This is a genomic window from Novosphingobium aeonii, assembly GCF_052279045.1.
Classification (GTDB): Bacteria; Pseudomonadota; Alphaproteobacteria; order Sphingomonadales; family Sphingomonadaceae; genus Novosphingobium.
This window is the reverse complement of record NZ_CP176832.1, coordinates 990,931-1,012,856: the sequence shown is the minus strand read 5'-3', so window position 1 is coordinate 1,012,856 and position 21,926 is coordinate 990,931. Positions and strand designations below refer to the sequence as shown.

The following is a 21,926-nucleotide window of genomic DNA, read 5'->3' as shown; positions in this document are numbered from 1 at the left end:
GCCTCAGCCCTCGATATCGAGCTGCCGCAGCACTTCGGCTATCGCGCGCGGATCGCTGGCGAACCCGAGGTGCGAACACCGGATGGCCACGGCGCGGTCGCGCTCGTGCGGCCATCCGCAGGCGGAGCGCGGATGAATCACCCCGTCGCGCGGGCTCCACAATGCGATGGTCGGCACGGGCGGCTTCGCGGCGAAATCGCAGTCGATCGGCGGTGCATCCACCGAATGGCCGGTGACCACCTGATAGGCCCGCCAGGCATTGTTGGCGCGCGGATCGCCGGAAAAGGGCGTGCCCATCGTCACCACCTTGCCCACGCTGTCCGGCTCGCGGCGGGCGATCTCGCGGGCGAACAGGCCCCCCAGGCTCCAGCCGACCAGCGTGACAGGCGCCCGGTGCCGCCGCGCCAGCGCGCCGACGCGGCGCATCAGGAACTCGAAGTTGGTCTGGTTGGGGCCGAAGTTGAAGCCGAGCCCCCATTCGTGCACGTCATGCCCGGCCAGGGCGAGGGCCTCGGCCATCGGCTTCATCCGGTTGGGATGGGCGCCGAAGCCGGGAAGCAGCATGACCGGCTGGGGATGAAGCGCTTTCTCGACGCCGAGCAGCTTCGCGCCGCGGCTGCGGAGAGACGCGAGTTCCGCCAGGAACAGGCGCAGCGACGGCTTGCGGACGCCTTCGGGATGCGGTTCGCGCGCCAGCGCCGCGCGGCGCGCGATGGCGCTGCGCATGACGCCGAACTGCCGGGGGGCCGGACCGTTCACGCCCCTGCGGACTCCTGTCCGATCGACCGCCGACATGCTGTCATCCCTGCCGCCTTCACTCCTTGCAGTCGCCGACCCGCGTGGTCGTCATGTGCATCGTCATCTTCATCTGTCCGTTCTGGGCGCCCTGCGCGGTTCCCGTCATGTCCATGGCCACGGTGATGTCCGAACTGTCCTCGGCCACCTTGCCGTTCAGCGTCATGACCGCCTTGCCGCCGTCCTTCGCCGTGCAGTTCATCTGGGCATCGAGCTTGCCGCCATCAACGGTGAAGCGCGAATAAGCGCATTCCTTGTCCTTATCGACGCTCTCGAACATGTCGCGGTAGCCTTTGTCGGACTGTTCCTTGGTCAGGCAGAACTCGCTGACCTTCTCCTTGGCCAGCATCGCCTTCATCTGGTCGACGGTTTCCTTCGGCATTCCCGGCAGGTCGATCCCGGTAACCGCGATCTTCTGGCTGTACTGGCCGGGCTTGGGACGATCCAGCTTGGCGGCTTCCTGCTTCACCTCGTCGATCGATTTCGCGCCCTCGGCCTCGTGGCCGGAGTCCTTCGAACCGCAACCGGCGGCCAGCATTGCCAGACCGATCGCCGCGGTCATCGTCACGTATCGCTTCATCTCGCCTTGATCCTTCGCACCATCCCCGGATGTGAGCGGGGTACCATCGGCGCGTCGTCACTGCCAACGACTCATTGCGGGCGCGTGGCATATACCCCATATGTTCTCCCATGGCAGAACTGATCATTCGCCGGGGCCTTGAGGAACCGGACACCTCGGGCACGTTCGTCCCTCACAAACCGCAGCGTCCCGACAAGTCGATGCCGGGCAGGCCGTTCAAGGTCGTTTCCGAATACGAACCCAACGGCGACCAGCCCACCGCCATCGCCGACCTCGTCTCGACCGCGGAAGAGGGCGAGAAGACGCAGGTGCTGCTGGGCGTCACCGGCTCGGGCAAGACCTTCACCATGGCCAAGGTGATCGAGGAACTGCAGCGCCCGGCGCTGATCCTCGCGCCGAACAAGATCCTCGCCGCGCAGCTCTATGCCGAAATGAAGGACTTCTTCCCTGAAAACGCGGTCGAGTATTTCGTCTCCTACTACGACTATTACCAGCCAGAGGCCTATGTCGCCCGGTCGGACACCTACATCGAGAAGGAAAGCTCAGTGAACGAGGCGATCGACCGGATGCGCCACTCGGCCACGCGGGCATTGCTGGAGCGGGACGACGTGATCATCGTCGCCTCGGTCTCGTGCCTTTACGGCATCGGCTCGGTCGAGACGTACTCGGCCATGATCTTCGACCTCAAGACCGGCGACACGCAGGACCAGCGCGAGATCATCCGCAAGCTCGTGGCCCTCCAGTACAAGCGCAACGATGCGGCCTTCACGCGCGGCACCTTCCGCGTGCGCGGGGACAACCTGGAACTGTTCCCCTCCCACCTTGAGGACACCGCCTGGCGCATCTCGTTCTTCGGGGACGAGATCGAGGAAATCGCCGAATTCGATCCGCTCACCGGCAAGAAGGGCTCCGCGCTCGAAAAAGTGCGGGTCTACGCGAACTCGCACTATGTCACGCCCGGGCCGACGATGAAGCAGGCCAGCGAGGCGATCCGCTTCGAACTGACCGAGCGTCTGAAGGAACTGGAAGCCGAAGGCCGCCTGCTGGAAGCCCAGCGGCTGGAGCAGCGCACCAATTTCGACCTCGAGATGATCGCCGCCACTGGCAGTTGCGCGGGGATCGAGAACTATTCGCGCTTCCTCACCGGCCGCATGCCGGGCGAACCGCCGCCGACGCTGTTCGAATACCTGCCGGACAATGCCCTGCTGTTCGTGGACGAAAGCCACCAGACGGTGCCGCAGATCGGCGCCATGTCGAAGGGCGATCACCGCCGCAAGATCACCCTTGCCGAATACGGCTTCCGCCTGCCCAGCTGCATCGACAACCGCCCGCTGCGCTTCAACGAATGGGATGCGATGCGCCCGCAGACCATCGCCGTCTCGGCCACGCCCGGCCACTGGGAGATGGACCAGAGCGGCGGCGTCTTCGCCGAACAGGTGATCCGCCCTACCGGCCTGATCGACCCGCCGGTGGAGATCCGCCCGGTCGAGGATCAGGTGCAGGACTGCATCGTCGAATGCAAGACCACGGCGGAGCGCGGCTATCGCACCCTCGTCACCACCCTCACCAAGCGCATGGCGGAGGATCTCACCGAATTCATGCACGAGGCCGGCGTGCGCGTGCGCTACATGCACAGCGACGTCGAGACGCTGGAACGCATCGAACTCATCCGCGACCTGCGCATGGGGGTCTACGATGTGTTGGTGGGCATCAACCTCCTTCGCGAGGGGCTCGACATTCCCGAATGCGGGCTGGTCTGCATCCTCGATGCCGACAAGGAAGGCTTCCTGCGCAGCGAAACCTCGCTGATCCAGACCATCGGCCGCGCCGCGCGCAACGTGGATGGCCGCGTGATCCTCTATGCCGACCGCATGACCGGATCGATGGAACGCGCCATCGCCGAAACCGACCGCCGCCGCACGCGCCAGGAAGAATACAACACCGAGCACGGCATCACCCCGCAGACGATCAAGCGCCGCATCGCCGATATCGTGGCGGACACCGCCAGCCGCGACGGCGTGCTGATCGACATCGACGCGGAAGGGCAGAACAATCTCGTCGGCCACAACTTGCGCGCTTATATCGAGGAACTCGAACAGAAGATGCGCAATGCCGCAGCCGACCTCGAATTCGAGGAAGCCGGCCGCCTGCGCGACGAGATTCGCCGCCTGGAAGCCAGCGAACTCGGCATTCCTGACGATCACAAGAAAGCCCCGATCGTCGGCCGCAGCAACGAGGGCAAGCCGGGGACGCGCAAGACGCGCTATGGAAAATCCCAGAAAAAGCGGTGGGGCAGCTGAGGCAAGGCCGGTTCACGGAAGACGGGATTGCTCATCCGCGCATCCGCCGATGCCGGATGGCAAAATGCCCGGGAGCCTGAAGAACAGGTCCCGGGCAGTGTCAGGATGGCTTGTCGCCGATCCTTCGGGTCGCAGGGTTATCCTGTACTGATTCCAGGGCGGCGGCATACCATGTTCATGGTACTTTCCCGGAAGATACATCGCATAACGGTACTTGTTAAGTACTGTTACCCGCGCCATGATATCGTTTGTGGGCATTGACAGGGACCAGTCTCGCGCAGGCGATCTTGCGGAGCTTTTCACGCGCGCACCGTTCGAGGATGCGGGGTGGGACAAGGCGCTGAAGGCGCTTGCCAGTGAAACCGGCTCCTCGCGCGCGCAGCTTCTGGCGCTGGGTGACCGTAACACCGCCTTCAACTGGGTGACGGACAGCGACCAGACCTTCATCGACGAGTTCGTCTCGATCGGCGGTTACCGGCCCGACGTGAACTACAGGGTCGCCGCCACGCGCCCGCCGCTCGAACTGTCATGGGAAGCGCATTACGCGGCGGCGCGCGCCGTTTCCACCAATGAGAGCTATCTCGACTATGTGCGCCGCCACGATGCCGAATTCGGCGTCCAGATGGTGCTGAGCCAGCGACCCGGCGTACTGTTCGGGATCGCCGCGCTGCATGGCACCCGGGATGGCCCGACGACCGAGGCCCAGCGCGAGGTCTTCGCCCGGATCGGGCCGACCGTGCTGGACGCCATCCGGCTTCAGGATTCCATAGAGCATCAGGGCGCGGCGCTCCTGCAAGGATCGCTCGAAGCCATGAGCAGCGCCGCGATCCTTCTCGACGCGGTGGGCAAGGTCTGTGGAATGACTGGTGCCGCCCGCGACCTGCTGGGCCCACGAACGCTGCAGGTCCGCGCCAGGGTGCTTCGCGCCGCGCGGCAGGACGTGGACCTTGCGCTCCAGACGCAGATCGGCGCGGCCCTTGCCGGCACCCGCACCGGACCGGCCGATCTCTGGCTGCATGCCGACGAAGGCCCGGTTCTGCTCGACGTCCGCACCCTGCCGCGGCAGGACTGGACATTCGGTTTCGCGCCGCGCGTGATCGTCACGCTGCGCGCGCCGATCACGCCCGCCAATGTCCCGCCGCAGCGGCTGGCAGACGCCCTGAAGCTGACCATGGCCGAAGCCGAAGTCGTCATGTTGCTGGCGCAGGGCCATTCGCGGCAGATCATCGCCGGAATGAGAAACGTCAGCGTCCAGACCGTGGTGGCCCAGTTGCGCACGATCTTCCAGAAGTGCGGCGTCAATCGCGAGGCGGAACTGGTCGCCACGGCAGGATCGGTGATAGAAATGGTGTCGCGATAAGGGGAACGGACCAGGCGGATTCTGTCATGCATCCGCCGCAACCGTGTGTTTGGACTTTGCACTGGATTCGTCGCTCCCGGAGGCCGACTGGCGCTTCCAACGTCATTCAGAAACGAAGAGGATGCCCATGCGCATTGAGAGTCCCGAGCTTCGCTCCAAGGTCATGCCGGCAGAAGAGGCCGCGCGCCTGATCGAAAGCGGCACCGCCGTGGGCATGAGCGGCTTTACCGGCTCGGGTTATCCCAAGGCCGTGCCGCTTGCCCTTGCCGCCCATATCGAGGCCGAACACGCGGCGGGCCGCGCCTTCAAGGTGCGCATGTGGACCGGCGCCTCGACCGGCCCCGAGCTCGACGGCGCGCTGGCCAAGGCCGACGGCATCGAATTCCGCCTGCCCTACAATTCCGATCCCATCGCCCGCGAACGCATCAACAAGGGCGAGATGAACTACTTCGACATGCACTTGTCGCAGGTCGCGCCGATGGCCTGGCAGGGCTTCCTCGGCCCGCTCGACACCGCGGTGATCGAAGTGGCCGGCATCCGCGCCGACGGCAGCCTGATCCCCTCCTCCTCGGTGGGCAACAACAAGACCTGGCTCGACCGCGCCTCCAAGGTGATCCTCGAAGTGAATTCGTGGCAGAACGAGGCGCTGGAGGGCATGCACGACATCTATTACGGCACCGCCCTGCCGCCCGCGCGCGTGCCGATCCCGCTGGTGAAGCCCGATGACCGCATCGGCGAACCCTACCTCAAGGTCGATCCCGCCAAGGTCGTCGCCGTGGTCGAGACCGACCGGCCGGACCGCAACGCCCCGTTCAGCCCGCCGGACGAGAAGGCCAGGGCGATCGCCGGCCACATCCTCGAATTCCTGAGCCACGAAGTGAAGCTGGGCCGCCTGCCTTCGGCGCTGCTGCCGATCCAGTCGGGCGTGGGCAATATCGCCAATGCCGTGCTGACCGGCCTTGTCGATTCGCCGTTCGATGCGCTGACTTCCTACACCGAAGTGATCCAGGACGGCATGCTGGACCTGCTGGATTCCGGCAAGCTGCGCATGGCCTCGGCCACCGCCTTCTCTCTGAGCCCCGAGGCTGCCGCGCGCGTCAATGCGGACATGCACCGCTACCGCGACAAGATGATCCTGCGCCCGCAGGAAATCTCCAACCACCCCGAACTGATCCGCCGTCTCGGCTGCATCGCCATGAACGGGCTGATCGAGGCGGACATCTACGGCGCCGTGAACTCCACCCACGTCATGGGTTCGCGCATCCAGAACGGCATCGGCGGTTCGGGCGATTTCGCGCGCAATGCCTATATCTCGATCTTCATGACGCCCTCCACCGCCAAGGGCGGCAAGATCTCGGCCATCGTGCCGCAGGCCAGCCATGTCGACCACATCAACCAGGACGTGCAGGTGATCGTCACCGAGCAGGGCCTGGCCGACCTTCGCGGCCTCAGCCCGCGGGAGCGCGCCAAGGTCATCATCGCCAACTGCGCGCACCCGGACTATCGCCCGCTGCTGGAAGACTATTACGCCCGCGCGCTCAAGGGCTCCTACGGCCTCCAGTCGCCCTCGCTGCCGGGCGAGGCGCTGTCCTGGCACCAGCGCTTCATCGAGACGGGATCGATGCTGCCCTGACCGGATTCGGACGGCACCCCCGAGCCGTCCGAACGCCTGGCCTGCCCTGCCTTCCGATGGCTTAACCCATGGCCAATCCCCGGAAGGCAGGACGGGCCAGGCACCATTTTTTCCGGTCCGAACCCTTGTCGTATACTATCTTCGAGTTCTAGGTATCGCCCCATGAGCGCCCGTTCGGGCGCAGTCCAAAAGGGGTCGTTCCTTTCATGCGCAAAGTTTCGCTGGCCTGTCTGGCCATGGTTCTCGCCGCCACCTCGTTCCCGGCCTTCGCGGCCGAAAAGCCCGCCGACAGCGCCGAAGCGAAGAAGGGCGACGATGCGAAGGGCGACGAACTCCCCATGCTGCCCGCGCCCAAGTCGATCAAGCAGAGCGCGGTGATCGGCGGCAAGACCGTGAATTACGTCGCCACCGTCGGCGCGCTGCCGATCAAGGACGAGAAGGGCAAGACCATCGGCGAGGTGGTCTACACCGCCTACACCGTGCCCGGTGCGCCCACTTCGCGCCCCGTGACCTTCGCCTTCAACGGCGGCCCCGGCGCGGCCTCGGTCTACCTGAACCTCGGCGCCATCGGCCCCAAGCGCGTCCAGTTCGGCGCGCAGGGCGATGCCCCGTCCGATCCGGCCGTGCTGCATGACAACCCGAACTCGTGGCTGGACTTCACCGACCTCGTCTTCATCGACCCGATCGGCACCGGCTTCTCGCGCAGCCGCGTCGATGCCGAAGAGACCAAGAAGGCGTTCTACACCTCCGAGAACGACATCAAGTACCTCAGCCGCGTGGTCTACGACTGGCTGAACCAGAACGGCCGCCTGACCAGCCGCAAGTACCTTTCGGGCGAGAGCTACGGCGGCTACCGCGTGCCGCGCCTGGCCTATTACCTGCAGACGCAGATGGGCGTGGGCATCTCGGGCATGACGCTGGTTTCGCCCTATCTCGATCCGCCCGCCATCGGCGAGGACGACGCGCTTTCGCCGCTGCCCTGGATGATCAACCTGCCCGCCATGGTCGCAGGCCACTTCGAACGTCAGGGCAACCTGAGCGAGGCTTCGATGGCCCCCGTCGAACAGTACATCCGCACCCAGTACGTGCAGGACTTCCTGGCCGGCCCGCAGGACAAGGCCGCGACCGACCGCCTCTCGGCCAAAGTGGCGGAACTGACCGGGCTCGATCCGGCCCTCGTGCGCCGCATGGACGGCCGCGTGGATATCGGCACCTACTTGCGCGAAATCCGCCGCGACCAGGGTCTTGTCGGTTCGGTCTACGATTCCAACTTCACCGCCTACGACCCCTTCCCGGCCAGCGCCCGCCCGCAGTACAGCGACCCGCTGCTGACCACCCTGATCGCGCCGACGACTTCGGCGATGGTGGACTTCGTGACGCGTCAGGTCGGCTGGAAGGTCGATGCGCGCTACAACGCGCTGTCCTATGAAGTGAACAACGTCTGGGAACGCGACGACAGCGACAATCCGGTCAAGGACCTGCGCCAGGCGATCTCGATCGACCCGAAGATGACCGTCGACATCGTTCACGGCTGGGACGATCTCTCGTGCCCCTACTTCGGTTCGCGCCTGATCATGTCGCAGATGCCGCAGTTCGGCCGCCCGGACCGTGTGCGACTGCACATGTACCCCGGCGGGCACATGTTCTACTCGCGCACGGACAGCGGCGCGGCGCTCCGCCGCGATATCCTCGAAAGCTACCGCGCGGCGTCGTGACGCAAGAAAAACGGGGCTGCGGACGATCCCGCAGCCCCGTTTTCTGCCGCCCGGGCGACATAGGAAAGGGACGCTTGCGAGCGTCCCTTTTTCGCGTTCAGAGCTTGCCGAACTTCTCTTCGTAAGCGCCGGTGTCCCCGCCGGAGAGCAGGCGTGCCTGTTCCACCCAGCTATCGCGGCGCGGACGGCCCGCGAAGGCCCCCAGCTTGCCGTCCAGCTCGTCGAGATCGGCATCGGTCCATGCGGCGATCTGCTCGAAGCGGGTCACGCCGAGCGCGGTCAGCAACGTGAGCATCTTGGGGCCGAGGCCCTTGATCTTGCGCAAGTCGTCGCCCTCGCTCGCCGGCGCGGCGGCAGGTGCGGGCGCGACTTCGGCGGGCTCAGGCGCCGGAGCCTCGGGCGTAGGCGCAGGTACAGGCGTAGGCGCGGGCGCAGGCGCCGCTTCCGGCTCGGCCGCGATGGTCTGCGGCGGCGGGGTGGCCGCATCCACTTCCTGCTGCGCGGCCACGGCGATCACTTCGCCGATCCCGGCCATCGTCCCCGCCATGGCAGGCGGATCGATATGGACGGGCGCGGTGAACTGCGCAGCGGGCGGCGCATCGTCTATCAGGGCCTGATTGCGCTGCGCGGGCGCGGCGCCTTCGTCCAGCACGTCGGGACGATGGGCGCGGGGCGCGGGCTTGGAGGCGCGCGCGAACAGCCAGTAGGCGACGACGATGCCGACCAGCAACGCGACGATGAAGATCAGCCAGTTGGCCTCGATCATTTGCACCACAACTTATCCCTTCCGGTTCCAGACCAGCCAGCCGATGCCGAAACCCGCCATATAGGTCAGCAGCACCGAAACGGCCATTTCAAGCCATAGCGGCATCGGCGGCTCCTTTCATCGTAATTTGCACGGTCATTCGGCACCCGGCGTATCGATCGGGGTTGGCTTGACCGGGGCCGAGGCGATCACCGAAAACTCGATCCGGCGATTGGCAGGGTCGAGCGGGTCCAGACCTTCTATGGGCGTCTTCGATCCCAGCCCTGCCGCGCGCAGGCCGTCGGCGGGAATGCCGCGGCCGATCAACGCCCAGCGCACCGATTCGGCGCGGGCGAGCGAAAGCGCCTTGTTCGCCTGCGGGTTGCCGGTGGCGTCGGTATGCCCGGTCACCGCGATGATGCTGCCCACGCAGGGACGCAGGGCCCTGGCCACTTCGTCAAGCAGGCGTTCGCTGACGGGATCGATCCGGGCGCTGGCCTCGGTGAAGCGGATCGTGCGCGAGGCGAGGATGGCCTCCACGTCGTCCTGGCAGCGCAGCCGGGTGCCGCCGGTGCCGTCACCCTCGCTCGACCAGGTGATTCCGCCGATGCCCGGTACTTCGGTCACGGCGGCGGCAACGCGGGTGCGGGTCTCGGCATCGAGCCCCTTGCCCCCCGAAAGCACCGGATGGCGCGTCAACCAGCCGTAGCGATCGCGGAAGGCGAGATCGACACCGCTTCCGCCCGCCCGGTCGCGCACGATTTCCGCCTGCCGTTCCAGATTGCCGATGAAGATCGGCCCGCGCACTCTCGTCGCAACAAAGGAAAGCGCCAGACATAATGCGGCGCCGGCGGCAACGATGGATGCGCGGCGGGGGTTCATGAAGGCAGCCTAGACGAAATGAAGTGCCGGAGGGAACACCTGAAAGTACGGATCAGGCGGCCTTTGTCTTCTGGAACAGCTTGCGGTCCTCGGGACCGAAGGCCTTCTTCCAGATAACGAGGAAGTAGGACCCCAGGATCGCGGGAATGCCGAAGGCCAGTTCCGCCCATTCCGGCAGGAACTGCGTGGCGAGATAGCCCAGTACGACCGCCGGAACCGCCGCCCATACCAGCGCCCAGCGCCAGTTGTTGATCGGCTCCCGGAGATAGTTCGCCAGCATCTTTGACTTCACCAGCGAGGCGAAGCCCAGCGCCGTCATCAGCGCGGCCGCCGCCGTCGCCGCCTGATAGAGCGAATTGTAGCCCAGCTTCTGCATCGCCAGAATGCCGCCCAGCGTCAGCACCGCCTGCAGCGCGATGGTGACGAGCGAGACCACGAGGTTCCTCATGCGTGCGACATAGACCAGCGCCGCCTCGCTGACGACGGCGGTGGCCGCCACCACTTCGGCGGCGAGCAGGAACGCCAGCGCCCCGGTGCCGCCCACGAATTCGCGGCCGACCAGACCCATCACGCCCTCGCCGGGAATGCCCAGCGCAAGCGCGATTCCCGCCTGCGCGGCGGTGATCCAGAAGCCCACCTGGCAGACCTGCCGGGCGATGGCCGCATAGTCCCGCTGCTTGAGGTTGCGGGTGATGACGGGGCCGAGCACCGGCTCGAAGCTGGTCTTGAGCTTCTGCGGCAGGCTGGCGACCTGCTGCGCGGCGTAGTAGACGCCGACGGCCGAGGACGGCGCGAGGAAGCCCAGCAGGAACAGGTCCACGCGGCGCGTGCCCCATTCGATCGTGTCGGCCAGCGCGATCGGCAGCGAACGGATGGCGAGCGCCTGCATCTGGCGCGGGCGCGGGCGCCAGCCCTGCGGCAATCCATATTCGCGGAAGAAGGGAATGAACGCGGTGATCGCGGCGGCGACGATCGAACCCATGTAGGCGATCGACAGCCCGCTCTCGGGCGCCAGCCAGATCATCGCGCCCGCCAGGATCGAGATGACCCATGGCTCCACGATCGCGCGCGACCATACCGTGGGCGTTACCCGCAGCCGGTAGGCCAGCGCCGCCAGCCAGATCTCGGTCATCGTCAGCGGCAGGATGGCGATCACCATCAGCCGGTCGATCTGGGTATAGTGGCCGCCCGGGAACATCGGCGCGGGCACGAACCAGAAGAACAGCGACGCCGCGCAGGAGGCAATCACCGCCAGGATCATGCCGTCGGCAATGACGTTGGCCGGGTGGACCTGCCCTTCGGTATCGGAAAGGCGCTGCGCCAGGCCGCGCTTCTCGCCCATGGTGCAGATCATCGAGGTCAGTTCGATCACCACCAGCGCCGAGGCGAAGCGGCCCAGCGCCGCAGGTCCGTAGACCGAGGCGCGACCGGCGATGAACAGGAAGGGGATGCGCGCGGCAAGGCGCAGGAAGAACCCGAAGAGATTGGTGCGCCCGCCCTTGGCCAGCGCCGCAATATCGTCGTGTTCCTTGCTTGCCTGCTCCGCTGCGGTGCGGGTCACGATACCGTCGCTCAAGAACGCTGCTCCTGCTCGGCGCGAAGCGGGCGCGAAAGGATCTGCGCAACGACCTCGCCCGCCGGAACCTTGCCTTCCAGCAGGCGGCTGACGGCCTCGGCGATCGGCATCTCGATACCGTCGCGGCGCGCCAGTTCGGCCAGCACCGGCGCGGTGGCGGCGCCTTCGGCCACCGAATTCTTGCCCGAAAGCGCTTCGGCCGCCGTCAGCCCCTGCCCGAGCGCAAGGCCGAGCGAGAAATTGCGGCTGGAAGTAGAGGAACAGGTGAGCACAAGATCTCCAAGGCCGCAGAGCCCGGACAGCGTTTCCACCCGCGCGCCGCGCGCCACGCCGAAGCGCAGCATTTCGGCATAGCCGCGCGCAATCAGCGCGGCACGGGCGTTCTGGCCAAGCTTGAGGCCGTCGACCACGCCGCAGGCGATGGCCAGCACGTTCTTCACGGCGCCGCCGATCTCCGCGCCGATCACGTCGTCGGAATAATAGGGGCGCAGCGAAGGCCGCGCGATCAGCGGCGACAGGCGCCGCCACTGCGCATCGCCGCCCGCGCAGGCGAGCGTCACCGCCGTCGGCAGGCCGGCAGCCACTTCATGCGCGAACGTCGGGCCGGAAAGAACCGCGATCCGGCCATGCGGCACGGCCTGCGCGGCCACGTCCGCCATGAGACGGCCGGTGCCGGCCTCGATGCCCTTGGCGCAGAGCACGAGATCACCCGAAAAGCCCAGCGGCGGAAGCTGGGCAAGCACACCGCCAAGGAACTGCGCGGGAACCACCGCGAGCAGCACCGGAAGTGCCGCCAGATCGGCCAGGTTCGACGTGGCCCGCACGGTTTCGGCAAGGGCCGCGCCCGGCAGGTAGACTTCGTTGCGCCGGTCGGCGTTGATGCGCTCTGCCAGTTCCGGCTCGCGCGCCCAGAGCAGCACGTCGCTGCCGTCCCCCGCGAGCGACTGCGCCAGGGCGGTGCCCCAGGCGCCCGCCCCGATCACTCCGATTCCCGCGCTCATGCCTTCACCCCCGCGCCGCGCACGGTCTCGGCATCGGGATCGAGCGGCCAGCGCGGACGCGCGGCCACATCGAGCGGATCGGACTGGCCCATGGCGAACCGCTCCACGCCCGCCCAGGCGATCATCGCGGCGTTATCGGTGCAGAGGCCCAGCGGCGGAGCGACGAAATCGAGGTCATGCTCGGCGGCGAGGGCTTCGAGCGCGGCACGGATCGCCTTGTTGGCGGCCACGCCCCCGGCGACGACCAGCGCGTTCAGCTTGCCGTATTCCGGGCCGACCGAGGCCAGCGCGCGGCGGGCGCGGTCCATCAGGCAGTCTATCGCGGCCTGCTGGAACGAGGCGGCGATATCGGCATCGGCATATTGGCCGGATTGCTTGGCGCGCATGACCGCGCTCTTCAGCCCGGCGAAGGAGAAATGCGGCTCGTCCGAACCCTTCAGCGGACGCGGCAGCGGCACCGCCCTGGCATTGCCTTCCAGCGCCAGCCGTTCCATCGCCGGTCCGCCCGGATAGCCGAGGCCCAGCAGCTTGGCGGACTTGTCGAAAGCCTCGCCCAGCGCGTCGTCGATGGTGGTGGCAAGGCGGCGGAACCGGCCGACGCCTTCCACCAGCAGGATCTGGCAGTGACCGCCCGATACCAGCAGCAGGAGATAGGGATAGGCGAGCTCGCCGTCGGCAAGGCGCGGCGACAGCGCATGGCCTTCGAGGTGGTTGACCGCGATCAGCGGCTTGCCCGTCGCCATGGCGAGCGCCTTGGCCGTGACCAGCCCCACCATCACCCCGCCGATCAGTCCGGGTCCGGCCGTGGCGGCGATGGCATCCACGTCGTCCAGCGTCATCCCGGCATCCGCCAGGGTCGCCTCGATCAGCGGCGCGATCCGCTCGGCATGCGCGCGCGCGGCGATTTCGGGCACGACGCCGCCGTAAGGCCGATGCGCCTCGTCCTGCGAGGCGATGCGCTGGGCGAGGATCCTGCGGTCGCTGGTTACAAGCGCCGCCGCCGTCTCGTCGCACGAGCTTTCGATGCCCAGTACCGTCCGCATTGTATCTTTCCCTGAACGACCCTTCCACTGGACGACATTGGCGGGTAGCACAACCCGCCGATGACGACGCAAACTGACACGCAAAAACAAAGCTTCCGCCTCGGCACCCGCCGCTCGCCGCTGGCGATGGCTCAGGCCGAGGAAACACGCGACCGGCTGGCCGCCGCTCACGGAATCGATCCCGCGCATATAGAGATCGTTGCCGTGACCGCCAGCGGCGATCGCATTCAGGACCGCGCGCTGGCCGAAATCGGTGGAAAGGCGCTGTGGACGAAGGAACTCGACGCCTGGCTGGCGGACGGCGAGATCGATTTCGCGGTCCATTCGGCCAAGGATGTGGAAACGATTCGCCCCGAAGCCTTCGCGATCGGCGCGATTCTCCCGCGGGAAGACGTGCGCGACGTGCTGGTCGGGGCCGAGAGCATCCGCGCCCTGCCGCAAGGCGCGGTCGTGGGCACCAGCGCCCCGCGCCGGGCCGCGCAGCTTCTCCACGCGCGGCCGGACTGCAAGGTCGTGACGTTCCGCGGCAACGTCGCCACCCGCCTCGCCAAGCTGGCCGCCGGAGAGGCCGATGCCACGTTCCTCGCAGCCGCCGGACTCAAACGGCTGGGCGAGACCGGCACCGGCCACCCGCTGGGCGAGGAGGACTGGCTGCCCGCTCCCGCCCAGGCCGCGATCATGGTCGAATGCCGTGCCGACGATGCCCGCACCCGCGCTTTCCTCGCCGCCGTGGACGATGCGCAGAGCCGCGCCTCGGTGCTTGCCGAACGTGCCCTGCTTGCCGGCCTTGGCGGCAATTGCCACAGCCCGATCGCCGTGCTCACCCGGCACGACGGCGCCAACCTCGCGATGCGGGCCGCGCTCTACAGCCCGGACGGCGCCGAAAAGGTCGAGGGAGAGGCCAGCTTCCCGCTTTCCGATCGCGATGGTCCGGCGCGCCTCGCCGCCGACCTGCTCGCCCGCGCGGTTCCGGCCATTGCCGTCCACTTCACCGGGGCGGACTGAGGCGGCGATGCCGCCCGTCATCGTCATCCGGCCCGAACCCGGCACTGCCATGACCGTGGCGGCGGCAAGGGCCATGGGGCTCGATGCCCGCGCCTTTCCGCTGTTCGCGGTTCGCGCCCTGCCGTGGTCTCCGGTGCCGCGCGGCGAAATCGACGCCGTCCTGCTCGGCAGCGCCAATGCCCTGCGCCATGGCGGCCCCGCACTCGGCGCCTATCGCGGCCTGCCCGCCTACGCGGTGGGAGACCGGACGGCGCAGGCCGCCCGCGACGCCGGTCTGGACGTGGTGCGCACGGGCAGCGGCGGACTGCAATCGGTTCTGGGAAACCTCGCCCCCGGCCATGGCCGCCTGCTGCGACTGGCCGGACGCGAGCACACCATCCTCGACGTGCCCGCCGACCGCACCGTGATAACCCGCGAAGTCTACGCCAGCAAAAGCCTTCCCCTGCCGGCCGGACTGGCCGAAACGCTGGAGAAACCCACCGTGGTCCTGCTCCATTCCGCCGAGGCGGCGGGGCATTTCGCGGCCGAGTGCGACCGGATCGGCATCGGCCGCGCGAGAATCGCCCTGGCCTGCATCGGCCCGCGCGTTGCCGGGCGGGCGGGGTCAGGCTGGGCCGCCCTGCGCAGCGCCGCGCTCCCCAACGACACTGCGCTGCTGGCCATGGCCCTGGAGATATGCCAAGACTTCCCCTCGGGATCGTAAACTGACAGAACCAGACTTGATGCAGGATTTCACCTCGCCACAACCTCATTCGTCCTCACGCCCGCGTTCGCGCGGAGGCGTATTCTTCGTTGCCCTGATTGCTTTCCTGCTGGGAGGCGCGCTGGTCGCCTGGGCAGCGGCAAGCGGGGAACTGGCAAAAATCCTGCCGCAACGGGCCATGCCGCAAGGCGAAACCGCGCCGCAGCCAGAGCAGGCCGCGCCCTCTCGCCCGCAAGTGCCGATGGCCACGGCGCCTTCGTCACCGGCGCAGCTGGCCGCACTGGGATCGGTCGAAGGGCGGCTCGCGCTGCTTGAGGACCGGCTTTCCCGCATCGATTTCCAGACCGGCGCCGCCTCGGGCAATGCCGCCCGCGCCGAGGGCCTGCTGATCGCCTTCGCCGCGCGCCGCATGGTCGATCGCGGCGAACCGCTGAGCTACGTCGCCGACCAGCTTCGCCTGCGCTTTACCAATGCCCAGCCCCGCGCGGTGCAGACGGTGATCGAATTCTCGAAGAACCCCGTCACCATCGACGAACTCTCCGCCCGTCTCGAAGCGCTGTCGCCCGAACTCAGCGAGACGCAGAGCAACGAAAGCCTCTGGCAGAAGGCGCGCCGCGAACTGTCAAGCCTTTTCGTGGTGCGCCGCGAATCCTCCACCCTCCTGACGCCCACCGCCCGCATCGACCGCGCCCGCCTGATGCTGAGCGCCCGCCGCATCGGCAATGCCATCAGCGAAGTGGAGCGCCTGCCCAATGCGCAGGCCGCCCAGACCTGGACCGCCGATGCGCACCGCTATCAGGACGTGCAGGACGCGCTCAACCTGCTCGAAACCACCGCCATGCTCGAACCGCGCCGCCTGACCGACGCCGAAGGGCACACGGTGGACCAGCCGAGCCCGCTGGCGACACCGGGCGTGCTGCCGACCGACTTGCCTTCGGCGGATGCTTCGGAAGCGGCTCCGTCCGAATAAGGGTGAATGCGAGGGGCAGGCAGGGGGCGTGAAGCCCCTTATCCCTGCAGAAGCTCCGGCAAGGCGCCCGACATCCCGCGCGCCTCATCCATGAAGAAGCGCTTGAGGCTGGGCAGGCGCTGCACTGCGCCCATGCCGAGGCGGCGCGCCGCGCTGGGCAGGCGGCCGGGAATGCCGAACAGGCGCGTCAGCCCGTCCGTCACCGACATGACCATGAACGTATCGAGGCTGCGCCACTTCTCGTAACGCGCCAGCAACTGCGCATCGCCCGGCTCAAGGCCAAGGCGCATGCCTTCGGTGAGCACTTCGACCAGCGCGCCGACGTCGCGCAGGCCCAGATTGAGGCCCTGTCCGGCGATCGGGTGCATGCCGTGAGCCGCATCGCCGATCACCGCAAGGCGCTCGTCGATCACATGTCCGGCATGATGGAAACGCAGCGGATAGCTCATGCGCGGCGCGGAAAGCGTGATCTTGCCGAGCACGCCGTGCATCCGGCTTTCCACTTCGTTGAGGAACATGGCGTCCGGCATGGCGATGATCCCGGCGGCATCCTTTTCCGCCACCGTCCAGACCAGCGCGCTGCGATGGCGGCCCTGATCGTCATCAAGCAGCGGCAGCAGCGCGAACGGTCCCGCCGGGTAGAAGATTTCCCAGGCCGTGTTTGCGTGCGATTTCTCGTGGAACAGCCCGGTCACCATGGCGCGGTGTTTGTAGTCCCACTTGGCCAGCGCGAAGCGGGCCTCGTCGCGCGTGGGCGACTGGCGGCCCTCGGCGGCGACCAGCAGGCTCGCGCCGAGCACGCGGCCGTCCGAAAGCTCCACCTCGACACCGTGCGGCCCCCGGTCGCGCCGGACCGCTTCGGTGCGGACGTGCCAGGCGATGTTCTTCTCCTCACGCGCGGCGGCGAACAGGGCTAGGCGCAAGTCGCGATTGGCGAACATGCGGCCCAGCGAGCCTTCCTCGGGCTTGGGCGTGAAATCGATCCGGCCCGGCTTCATCGAATCGGTGACGGCGATCGAATCGATCGGGCAACCGAGATCTTTCAGCGCAGGCGCGAGGCCGATGTTGGTGAAGAGGTTCCAGCTCGCCGTCGAAATTGCCGAGGCGCGGCCGTCCGCGCCTTCGGCAGTGAGATCGGCCGGGTCGGCCCGGTCGATGACGTGGCTGGTGATACCCGCCCGGGCCGCGGCAAGCGCCAGCGTCATGCCGACGAGGCCCCCGCCCAGGATGATCAGGTCGCGGTGTTCCGCCTTTTGGTCGTGCTTCGCTGCAGAGTCGTTCATCGACGGCAGCTATCGGCCTCTCCGGCGTCGATGTCGAGACACCTTCCGTCCCAGGTGCCGGCCGGCGCGGTCAGACCCACCGTCGCGGCAAGGGTGGGCGCGATGTCCACCGTCTCCACCGGGGTCGGCTGCTCGAAACCGGTCATGCCCTTGCGCCAGAACAGCATCGGCACGCGGCGATCGTAGTCCCACGGGCTGCCGTGCGAGGCGACCTTGAACGGCTTTGCCTCGCCCGGCACGACCCCGCGCACGGTCAGCATCTGCACTTCGCCCGAGCGCCCCGGCACGAAGGAGGCGCGGACCTTCTGCTCCATCGTCCAGTCCTGCGGATTGCCCTTGGGCTGGGGCCACTGCATGATCTGGTCCTGCGTATAGACAGCGGCGATCTGCGGATTGGCCTTCAGGCGCGCGACGAGCGCGGCCATGACCTTCTGCTTCTGTCCGGCCGTCAGTTCGGACGAGAACCAGACGCTGCCCGCCTCGCCCGCTCCGTAGAACAGCGGGCCGTTCTTCACGGTCACGCCGGTATCCTGCGAGACGGCGGCGGCCAGTTTCCCGGCGGTGAGCGCGGGATCGATGCGGGTGGCATCGGGATTGCCGCGCAGCTTCTGCCGCTCGGGCGCATCGAAGCCGCCGTGATCGGCGCTGAGCACGACCTCGTAATCGATCCCGCGCGCATCGAGCGCGTCGAACAGGTTGCCGATGGCCTCATCCAGCACGTTCATCTGGATGCACATTTCCACGCCCTCGGTGCCGAAGGCATGGCCGACCTTGTCCGTGGCCGAGAAACTGACGGAGAGCACGTCGGGCACGGCATCCTTGCCCATGCCCAATTCGTCCACCATGCGCACGGCCATCTCGGCGGTGGCGGTGTCCACGCGCGGGCCATTGGCGTAGGACTTGAAGTCCCCGGCGGCCAGCGGGAAACGGTACGTGCCGATGGTGAAGTCCTTGATCGGCGTCGCCCGGTCGACACTGCCGCACCAGCCCGGCACCGCCAGCGGGCCGTCACCGGCGGCGACGCGCTTCGCCATGACCGCGTTTTCGGTCTCGACCGCTTTGCTGATCCTGCGGTTCTCGAATGTGGTGAAGCCCTTGGCGCCGATCCAGTAGACGGCGTCCGTGTCATGGCCGCTCATCATCACTGCGGCGCGGTCCTTGGCGGAGACGGCGGCGTTGATGGTCGCGGGATTGCGCTTCTTCATGAGGTCGCCCAGCGTCGGCGCCTTGAGGTGCGCGGGGCTGACCACCGGATTGTCCGGCGTGGACCGGGGGTTGGTTTCGTCCTCGACGCAGTAGACTTCCTTTTCGGCGCGGGCGATGCCGGGCTGGTACCACGAATTCGCGGTAATGCCGGTGCGCGAAGGGTGCACGCCGGTCAGCAGCGTCGAATGGCCGGGGCAGGTCTCGGTGGCGGCGTGGGACTGGAAGCCCGAGGGGAACACCGCCCCTTGCAGCAGGCGCGTGAAGCCCTTGGTGAAATGCTCGCGGTACTGGGCAAAGAGGTCGGCCGAGAACTGGTCCACCGAAATCGCGACAATCAGCCGGGGCTCGCCCTGCGGCGCGGGCGCGGAAGCAGCAGCCACCGGTGCTTCCTGCGCCAGTGCGGGGGCCGAAACGGCCAGTGCCGCAACCAGGGCCAGCGGAGCGAGCGACGAGGAAAGCAGGCGCATCGGGGGGACTTCCTTGAAATGTCGATGCAATGGGCGCAGATGCATCGATGTCTGCAATGCGTGGGCGACGCAAGCGCCCCCAACGCACGGGAGTTTCATGAAAAAGCGCCGCTATCGCCTGTTTATGGCACTCATGTGTCAAATGCTGGCGCTCTTTCTCGCCCCGCTCGCCGCCAAGGCCGCTCCCGCCCACATCGCCGCCGAACTGGTGGCCGGTCCGGCGGCGGCGCCGGGCGGCGAAAGCACCATCGCCATTCACATGACGCCGGCGCAAGGCTGGCACGGCTACTGGTCGAACCCCGGCGACGCCGGCCTCGGCATGCAGCTCGCCTGGACCCTGCCTGACGGGGCGAAAGCCGGCAGCCCGCGCTATCCGGTACCGCAGACGCTGGTGGTATCCGGACTGATGAACCACGTCTTCGAAAGCGACTACGCGGTGCTCGTACCCTTCACGGTTCCGGCGGATGCCGTGCCCGGAAGCCGCGTGCCGGTCCGCCTCCATGCCGAATGGCTCGCCTGCACCGAACAGATCTGCGTGCCCGAACGTGCCGACCTCGCCGTTGAGGTGCCGGTGGCCGCCAAGGCCGAGACCGGCGCGGATCCGCGCTTTGCCGAATGGCTGCGCCGCCTCCCCGCCCCGCTCGACGCCGCCGCCACCTTCAGCCTCGACGAGCGCACGGTTCGCCTCGCCATCCCGCTTCCCGCCGCCACTCCGCTGGATGCCCCGCACGTCTTCATCGGCGAGGACAAGCTGGCGGACTATGCCGGCAACCAGCAATTCGCCTGGAAGGGCGACATGCTGATCGTCACGCTCCCCCGCACGAAGCTCGACCCGCGCGGCGCGGATGTCCTGACCGGGGTGCTGCGCCTCAATCCCGCGGGAGACGGCATCGCCTTCACCGCTCGCGCGGGGACGGTGCCGACAGGCGGCACGCCGCTCGCCGCCGATGCCGCCGCGCCCGAACTGCCCTCGCTGCCGCTGCTCCTGCTCGCCGCGCTGGCGGGCGGGTTGCTGCTCAACGTCATGCCCTGCGTTTTTCCGATCCTCAGCCTCAAGGCACTGAGCCTCGCCCGCGCGGGCGAGAGCGAGAGCCATGCCCGGATCGAGGGACTTGCCTATGCGGCGGGCGTCATCACCGCCTGCCTCGGGCTTGGCGCGCTGCTGCTGGCGCTGCGCGCAGGCGGCGAGCAGGTCGGCTGGGCGTTCCAGTTGCAGGAGCCGCTGGTGGTCGTCAGCCTTCTGCTGCTCGCCTCGGTCATCACCGCCAACCTTATGGGCCTGTTCGAGTTCACGGTCCCCGGCTTCGTGTCCGGCGGTTCGCCCTCCAGCTTCACCCGGGGTGCTTTCGCCACCGGCCTGCTCGCCGCCTTCGTGGCGACACCCTGCACCGGACCGTTCATGGCTTCGGCGATGGGCGCGGCGCTGCTGCTGCCGGTATTGCCGGCAATGACCCTGTTCGCCGCGCTCGGCCTCGGCATCGCCCTGCCCTTCCTGGCGGTGGCCTTCGTCCCGGCGCTGCGCAAGCGGCTGCCCCGGCCCGGCGGCTGGATGGTGACGTTCCGCCACTGGATGGCGCTGCCCATGGGCCTGACCGCGCTGGCACTGGCATGGCTGACGTGGAAGGCCGGAGGCACCGTATTCGTGCTGGGCGCTCTTGTGGGCCTGATCGCGATCCTTGCCATCCTCCTGGCGGCGGGCCGCGCCCAGCGCCGGGGCAAGGCCGCCCGCCCCTTCGCCGTGCTTGCCCTTGCCGCCGCCGCCATCGTGCTGGCCGTGCTGCCCTGCCCCGCCCCGCCTGAAGAGCGCATCGAATCGCTGCTGGCGGCAAAGCCCTTCAGCGAGAAGGCGCTGGCCGATGCGCGCGCCGCCGGAAAGCCGGTGTTCGTCTGGATGACCGCCGACTGGTGCCTCACCTGCAAGGTCAACGAGCAGGTCGCCATCGAGCGCGAGGAAACGCGCGCCGCCTTCGAAAAGGCCGGCGTCGTCGTGCTGCGGGGGGACTGGACCCGCCGCGATCCGGAGATCACCCGCTACCTCACCGCGCAAGGCGCAGCAGGCGTGCCGCTTTACGTCTGGTACGCAAATGGCGGTAAGGCGGAGCAATTGCCGCAAGTGCTGACCCCGGCGCTTCTCGCCGAAAAGGTCGAAGGCTGAACGGCTGGCCTTCGCCCGACCGCCGATAGGCACCCGTCCATCGATATGGCCCTGTCGCCCCGGCAGGGCTCATGATGAAGTGACGTGACCGGGACGTGTACCGAGCCGACCGGCGCAGGCGCCGGGAGTACCGTCCATGGCTCGAAGTCCGATTTCGGCTGATTCCCACACCGCCACTTCGCGCGGTGCGCAGGGTACTGGTCGTAGCCGGCTTCACCGGTCGTTATGGCCGTAGACCCGGCATCCGGGGATCCACCGGAAGAAACGGACCTGAAGCCGGAACGGCGCCCCCTGCTCGGCCTCGCCATCGCCATCGCCTTTTCGGCAACATTCTGGATCATGCTTGCCGTGTGGCTGCTCTAGGGTCAGGACCCTAGGGTCAGGACCCATTAATCACGCCTGCGAGGCACCGGAATGGCGAACATATCGGGCCAAAGCGGCTGCCGGGCGGGCTGGTTGCCCGTCCAAAGTCGCTTTGGTTCGAGATGGAAGCCATTCCGGTGTCCC

The 21,926-nt window shown here is 67.6% G+C and carries 17 protein-coding genes; 8 read left to right on the top strand and 9 right to left on the bottom strand.

The genetic code is table 11. The features are described from left to right. Positions 1 to 3: 3 nt before the first annotated feature. Positions 4 to 726: an esterase/lipase family protein gene (locus tag ACLIMP_RS05080; RefSeq protein WP_420719874.1), complete on the bottom strand. Its 723-nt coding sequence runs from the start codon at positions 724 to 726 to the stop codon at positions 4 to 6. A gap of 88 nt (positions 727 to 814) precedes the next feature. After that, entirely contained in the window at positions 815 to 1,375 is a 561-nt protein-coding gene (locus ACLIMP_RS05075; RefSeq protein ID WP_324697939.1) for a DUF3617 domain-containing protein, read from the bottom strand. Between the two features lie 110 nt (positions 1,376 to 1,485). Between ACLIMP_RS05075 and uvrB the strand changes: the two genes are divergently transcribed. The 4 genes from uvrB to ACLIMP_RS05055 all read left to right on the top strand — a co-directional run bounded on the left by uvrB (position 1,486) and on the right by ACLIMP_RS05055 (position 8,383). Further along, positions 1,486 to 3,675, top strand: a complete 2,190-nt coding sequence (uvrB, locus tag ACLIMP_RS05070; protein ID WP_054437165.1) for an excinuclease ABC subunit UvrB — start codon at positions 1,486 to 1,488, stop codon at positions 3,673 to 3,675. A gap of 250 nt (positions 3,676 to 3,925) precedes the next feature. Continuing rightward, positions 3,926 to 5,035, top strand: a complete 1,110-nt coding sequence (locus tag ACLIMP_RS05065; protein WP_324697937.1) for a helix-turn-helix transcriptional regulator — start codon at positions 3,926 to 3,928, stop codon at positions 5,033 to 5,035. A gap of 127 nt (positions 5,036 to 5,162) precedes the next feature. Next, positions 5,163 to 6,668, top strand: a complete 1,506-nt coding sequence (gene scpC / locus ACLIMP_RS05060) for a succinyl-CoA:acetate CoA-transferase ScpC (RefSeq protein ID WP_369818239.1) — start codon at positions 5,163 to 5,165, stop codon at positions 6,666 to 6,668. 206 nt (positions 6,669 to 6,874) lie between these two features. After that, entirely contained in the window at positions 6,875 to 8,383 is a 1,509-nt protein-coding gene (locus ACLIMP_RS05055; protein ID WP_443478081.1) for a S10 family peptidase, read from the top strand. A gap of 97 nt (positions 8,384 to 8,480) precedes the next feature. On the opposite strand, the gene ACLIMP_RS05050 is transcribed toward ACLIMP_RS05055, so the two are convergent. From ACLIMP_RS05050 to tsaD, 5 genes are all read right to left on the bottom strand, one after another. Next, positions 8,481 to 9,149, bottom strand: coding sequence for a helix-hairpin-helix domain-containing protein (locus tag ACLIMP_RS05050; RefSeq protein ID WP_324699002.1), 669 nt, complete (start codon positions 9,147 to 9,149; stop codon positions 8,481 to 8,483). Between the two features lie 135 nt (positions 9,150 to 9,284). Further along, a complete protein-coding gene (locus ACLIMP_RS05045) occupies positions 9,285 to 10,010 on the bottom strand; it encodes an OmpA family protein (protein WP_054437169.1) in 726 nt (241 codons plus the stop codon). Positions 10,011 to 10,062: 52 nt separating this feature from the next. Then, on the bottom strand, positions 10,063 to 11,586 hold the full coding sequence (locus tag ACLIMP_RS05040; protein WP_054437171.1) for a lipopolysaccharide biosynthesis protein: 1,524 nt from the start codon (positions 11,584 to 11,586) through the stop codon (positions 10,063 to 10,065). After that, positions 11,583 to 12,587 carry an NAD(P)H-dependent glycerol-3-phosphate dehydrogenase gene (locus ACLIMP_RS05035; protein ID WP_185998113.1) on the bottom strand — a complete coding sequence of 335 codons (1,005 nt, stop codon included), beginning with the start codon at positions 12,585 to 12,587 and terminating at the stop codon, positions 11,583 to 11,585. Before ACLIMP_RS05035 ends, ACLIMP_RS05040 begins: the two co-directional genes overlap by 4 nt. Continuing rightward, a complete protein-coding gene (tsaD, locus tag ACLIMP_RS05030) occupies positions 12,584 to 13,630 on the bottom strand; it encodes a tRNA (adenosine(37)-N6)-threonylcarbamoyltransferase complex transferase subunit TsaD (RefSeq protein ID WP_185998114.1) in 1,047 nt (348 codons plus the stop codon). The genes ACLIMP_RS05035 and tsaD overlap by 4 nt, the downstream gene beginning before the upstream one ends. A 60-nt stretch (positions 13,631 to 13,690) precedes the next feature. Here tsaD and hemC point away from each other — a divergent pair, with 60 nt between their 5' ends. From hemC to ACLIMP_RS05015, 3 genes are read left to right on the top strand one after another with little or no spacing between them, the layout of a single operon-like run. Next, complete coding sequence (gene hemC, locus ACLIMP_RS05025) at positions 13,691 to 14,635, top strand: hydroxymethylbilane synthase (protein WP_443478080.1); 945 nt, start codon at positions 13,691 to 13,693, stop codon at positions 14,633 to 14,635. Positions 14,636 to 14,642: 7 nt separating this feature from the next. Next, positions 14,643 to 15,338, top strand: a complete 696-nt coding sequence (locus tag ACLIMP_RS05020) for a uroporphyrinogen-III synthase (protein WP_324697931.1) — start codon at positions 14,643 to 14,645, stop codon at positions 15,336 to 15,338. 19 nt (positions 15,339 to 15,357) lie between these two features. Next, on the top strand, positions 15,358 to 16,308 hold the full coding sequence (locus ACLIMP_RS05015; protein WP_185998116.1) for a hypothetical protein: 951 nt from the start codon (positions 15,358 to 15,360) through the stop codon (positions 16,306 to 16,308). A gap of 38 nt (positions 16,309 to 16,346) precedes the next feature. Here ACLIMP_RS05015 and ACLIMP_RS05010 read toward each other — a convergent pair whose 3' ends face one another. Both ACLIMP_RS05010 and ACLIMP_RS05005 read right to left on the bottom strand, forming a co-directional pair. Then, the gene (locus ACLIMP_RS05010; protein ID WP_132469440.1) at positions 16,347 to 17,591 is read right to left on the bottom strand and encodes an FAD-dependent monooxygenase; all 1,245 of its coding nucleotides are present in this window, start codon (positions 17,589 to 17,591) and stop codon (positions 16,347 to 16,349) included. Next, positions 17,588 to 19,264, bottom strand: coding sequence for an alkaline phosphatase family protein (locus tag ACLIMP_RS05005; protein WP_324697928.1), 1,677 nt, complete (start codon positions 19,262 to 19,264; stop codon positions 17,588 to 17,590). The genes ACLIMP_RS05010 and ACLIMP_RS05005 overlap by 4 nt, the downstream gene beginning before the upstream one ends. 97 nt (positions 19,265 to 19,361) lie before the next feature. Here ACLIMP_RS05005 and ACLIMP_RS05000 point away from each other — a divergent pair, with 97 nt between their 5' ends. After that, positions 19,362 to 21,419, top strand: a complete 2,058-nt coding sequence (locus ACLIMP_RS05000; RefSeq protein WP_420719858.1) for a protein-disulfide reductase DsbD family protein — start codon at positions 19,362 to 19,364, stop codon at positions 21,417 to 21,419. Positions 21,420 to 21,926 lie beyond the last annotated feature (507 nt).

Excerpts from the sequence above, each read along its gene's own strand:
- ACLIMP_RS05010 (WP_132469440.1), bottom strand. The coding sequence starts at position 17,591 with ATGAACGACTCTGCAGCGAAGCACGACCAAAAGGCGGAACACCGCGAC.
- ACLIMP_RS05015 (WP_185998116.1), top strand. The coding sequence starts at position 15,358 with ATGCAGGATTTCACCTCGCCACAACCTCATTCGTCCTCACGCCCGCGT.
- hemC (WP_443478080.1), top strand. The coding sequence starts at position 13,691 with ATGACGACGCAAACTGACACGCAAAAACAAAGCTTCCGCCTCGGCACC.
- ACLIMP_RS05055 (WP_443478081.1), top strand. The coding sequence starts at position 6,875 with ATGCGCAAAGTTTCGCTGGCCTGTCTGGCCATGGTTCTCGCCGCCACC.
- scpC (WP_369818239.1), top strand. The coding sequence starts at position 5,163 with ATGCGCATTGAGAGTCCCGAGCTTCGCTCCAAGGTCATGCCGGCAGAA.
- ACLIMP_RS05000 (WP_420719858.1), top strand. The coding sequence starts at position 19,362 with ATGAAAAAGCGCCGCTATCGCCTGTTTATGGCACTCATGTGTCAAATG.
- ACLIMP_RS05075 (WP_324697939.1), bottom strand. The coding sequence starts at position 1,375 with ATGAAGCGATACGTGACGATGACCGCGGCGATCGGTCTGGCAATGCTG.
- ACLIMP_RS05005 (WP_324697928.1), bottom strand. The coding sequence starts at position 19,264 with ATGCGCCTGCTTTCCTCGTCGCTCGCTCCGCTGGCCCTGGTTGCGGCA.
- ACLIMP_RS05080 (WP_420719874.1), bottom strand. The coding sequence starts at position 726 with ATGCGCAGCGCCATCGCGCGCCGCGCGGCGCTGGCGCGCGAACCGCAT.
- ACLIMP_RS05050 (WP_324699002.1), bottom strand. The coding sequence starts at position 9,149 with ATGATCGAGGCCAACTGGCTGATCTTCATCGTCGCGTTGCTGGTCGGC.
- ACLIMP_RS05045 (WP_054437169.1), bottom strand. The coding sequence starts at position 10,010 with ATGAACCCCCGCCGCGCATCCATCGTTGCCGCCGGCGCCGCATTATGT.
- uvrB (WP_054437165.1), top strand. The coding sequence starts at position 1,486 with ATGGCAGAACTGATCATTCGCCGGGGCCTTGAGGAACCGGACACCTCG.
- ACLIMP_RS05035 (WP_185998113.1), bottom strand. The coding sequence starts at position 12,587 with ATGAGCGCGGGAATCGGAGTGATCGGGGCGGGCGCCTGGGGCACCGCC.
- ACLIMP_RS05020 (WP_324697931.1), top strand. The coding sequence starts at position 14,643 with ATGCCGCCCGTCATCGTCATCCGGCCCGAACCCGGCACTGCCATGACC.
- tsaD (WP_185998114.1), bottom strand. The coding sequence starts at position 13,630 with ATGCGGACGGTACTGGGCATCGAAAGCTCGTGCGACGAGACGGCGGCG.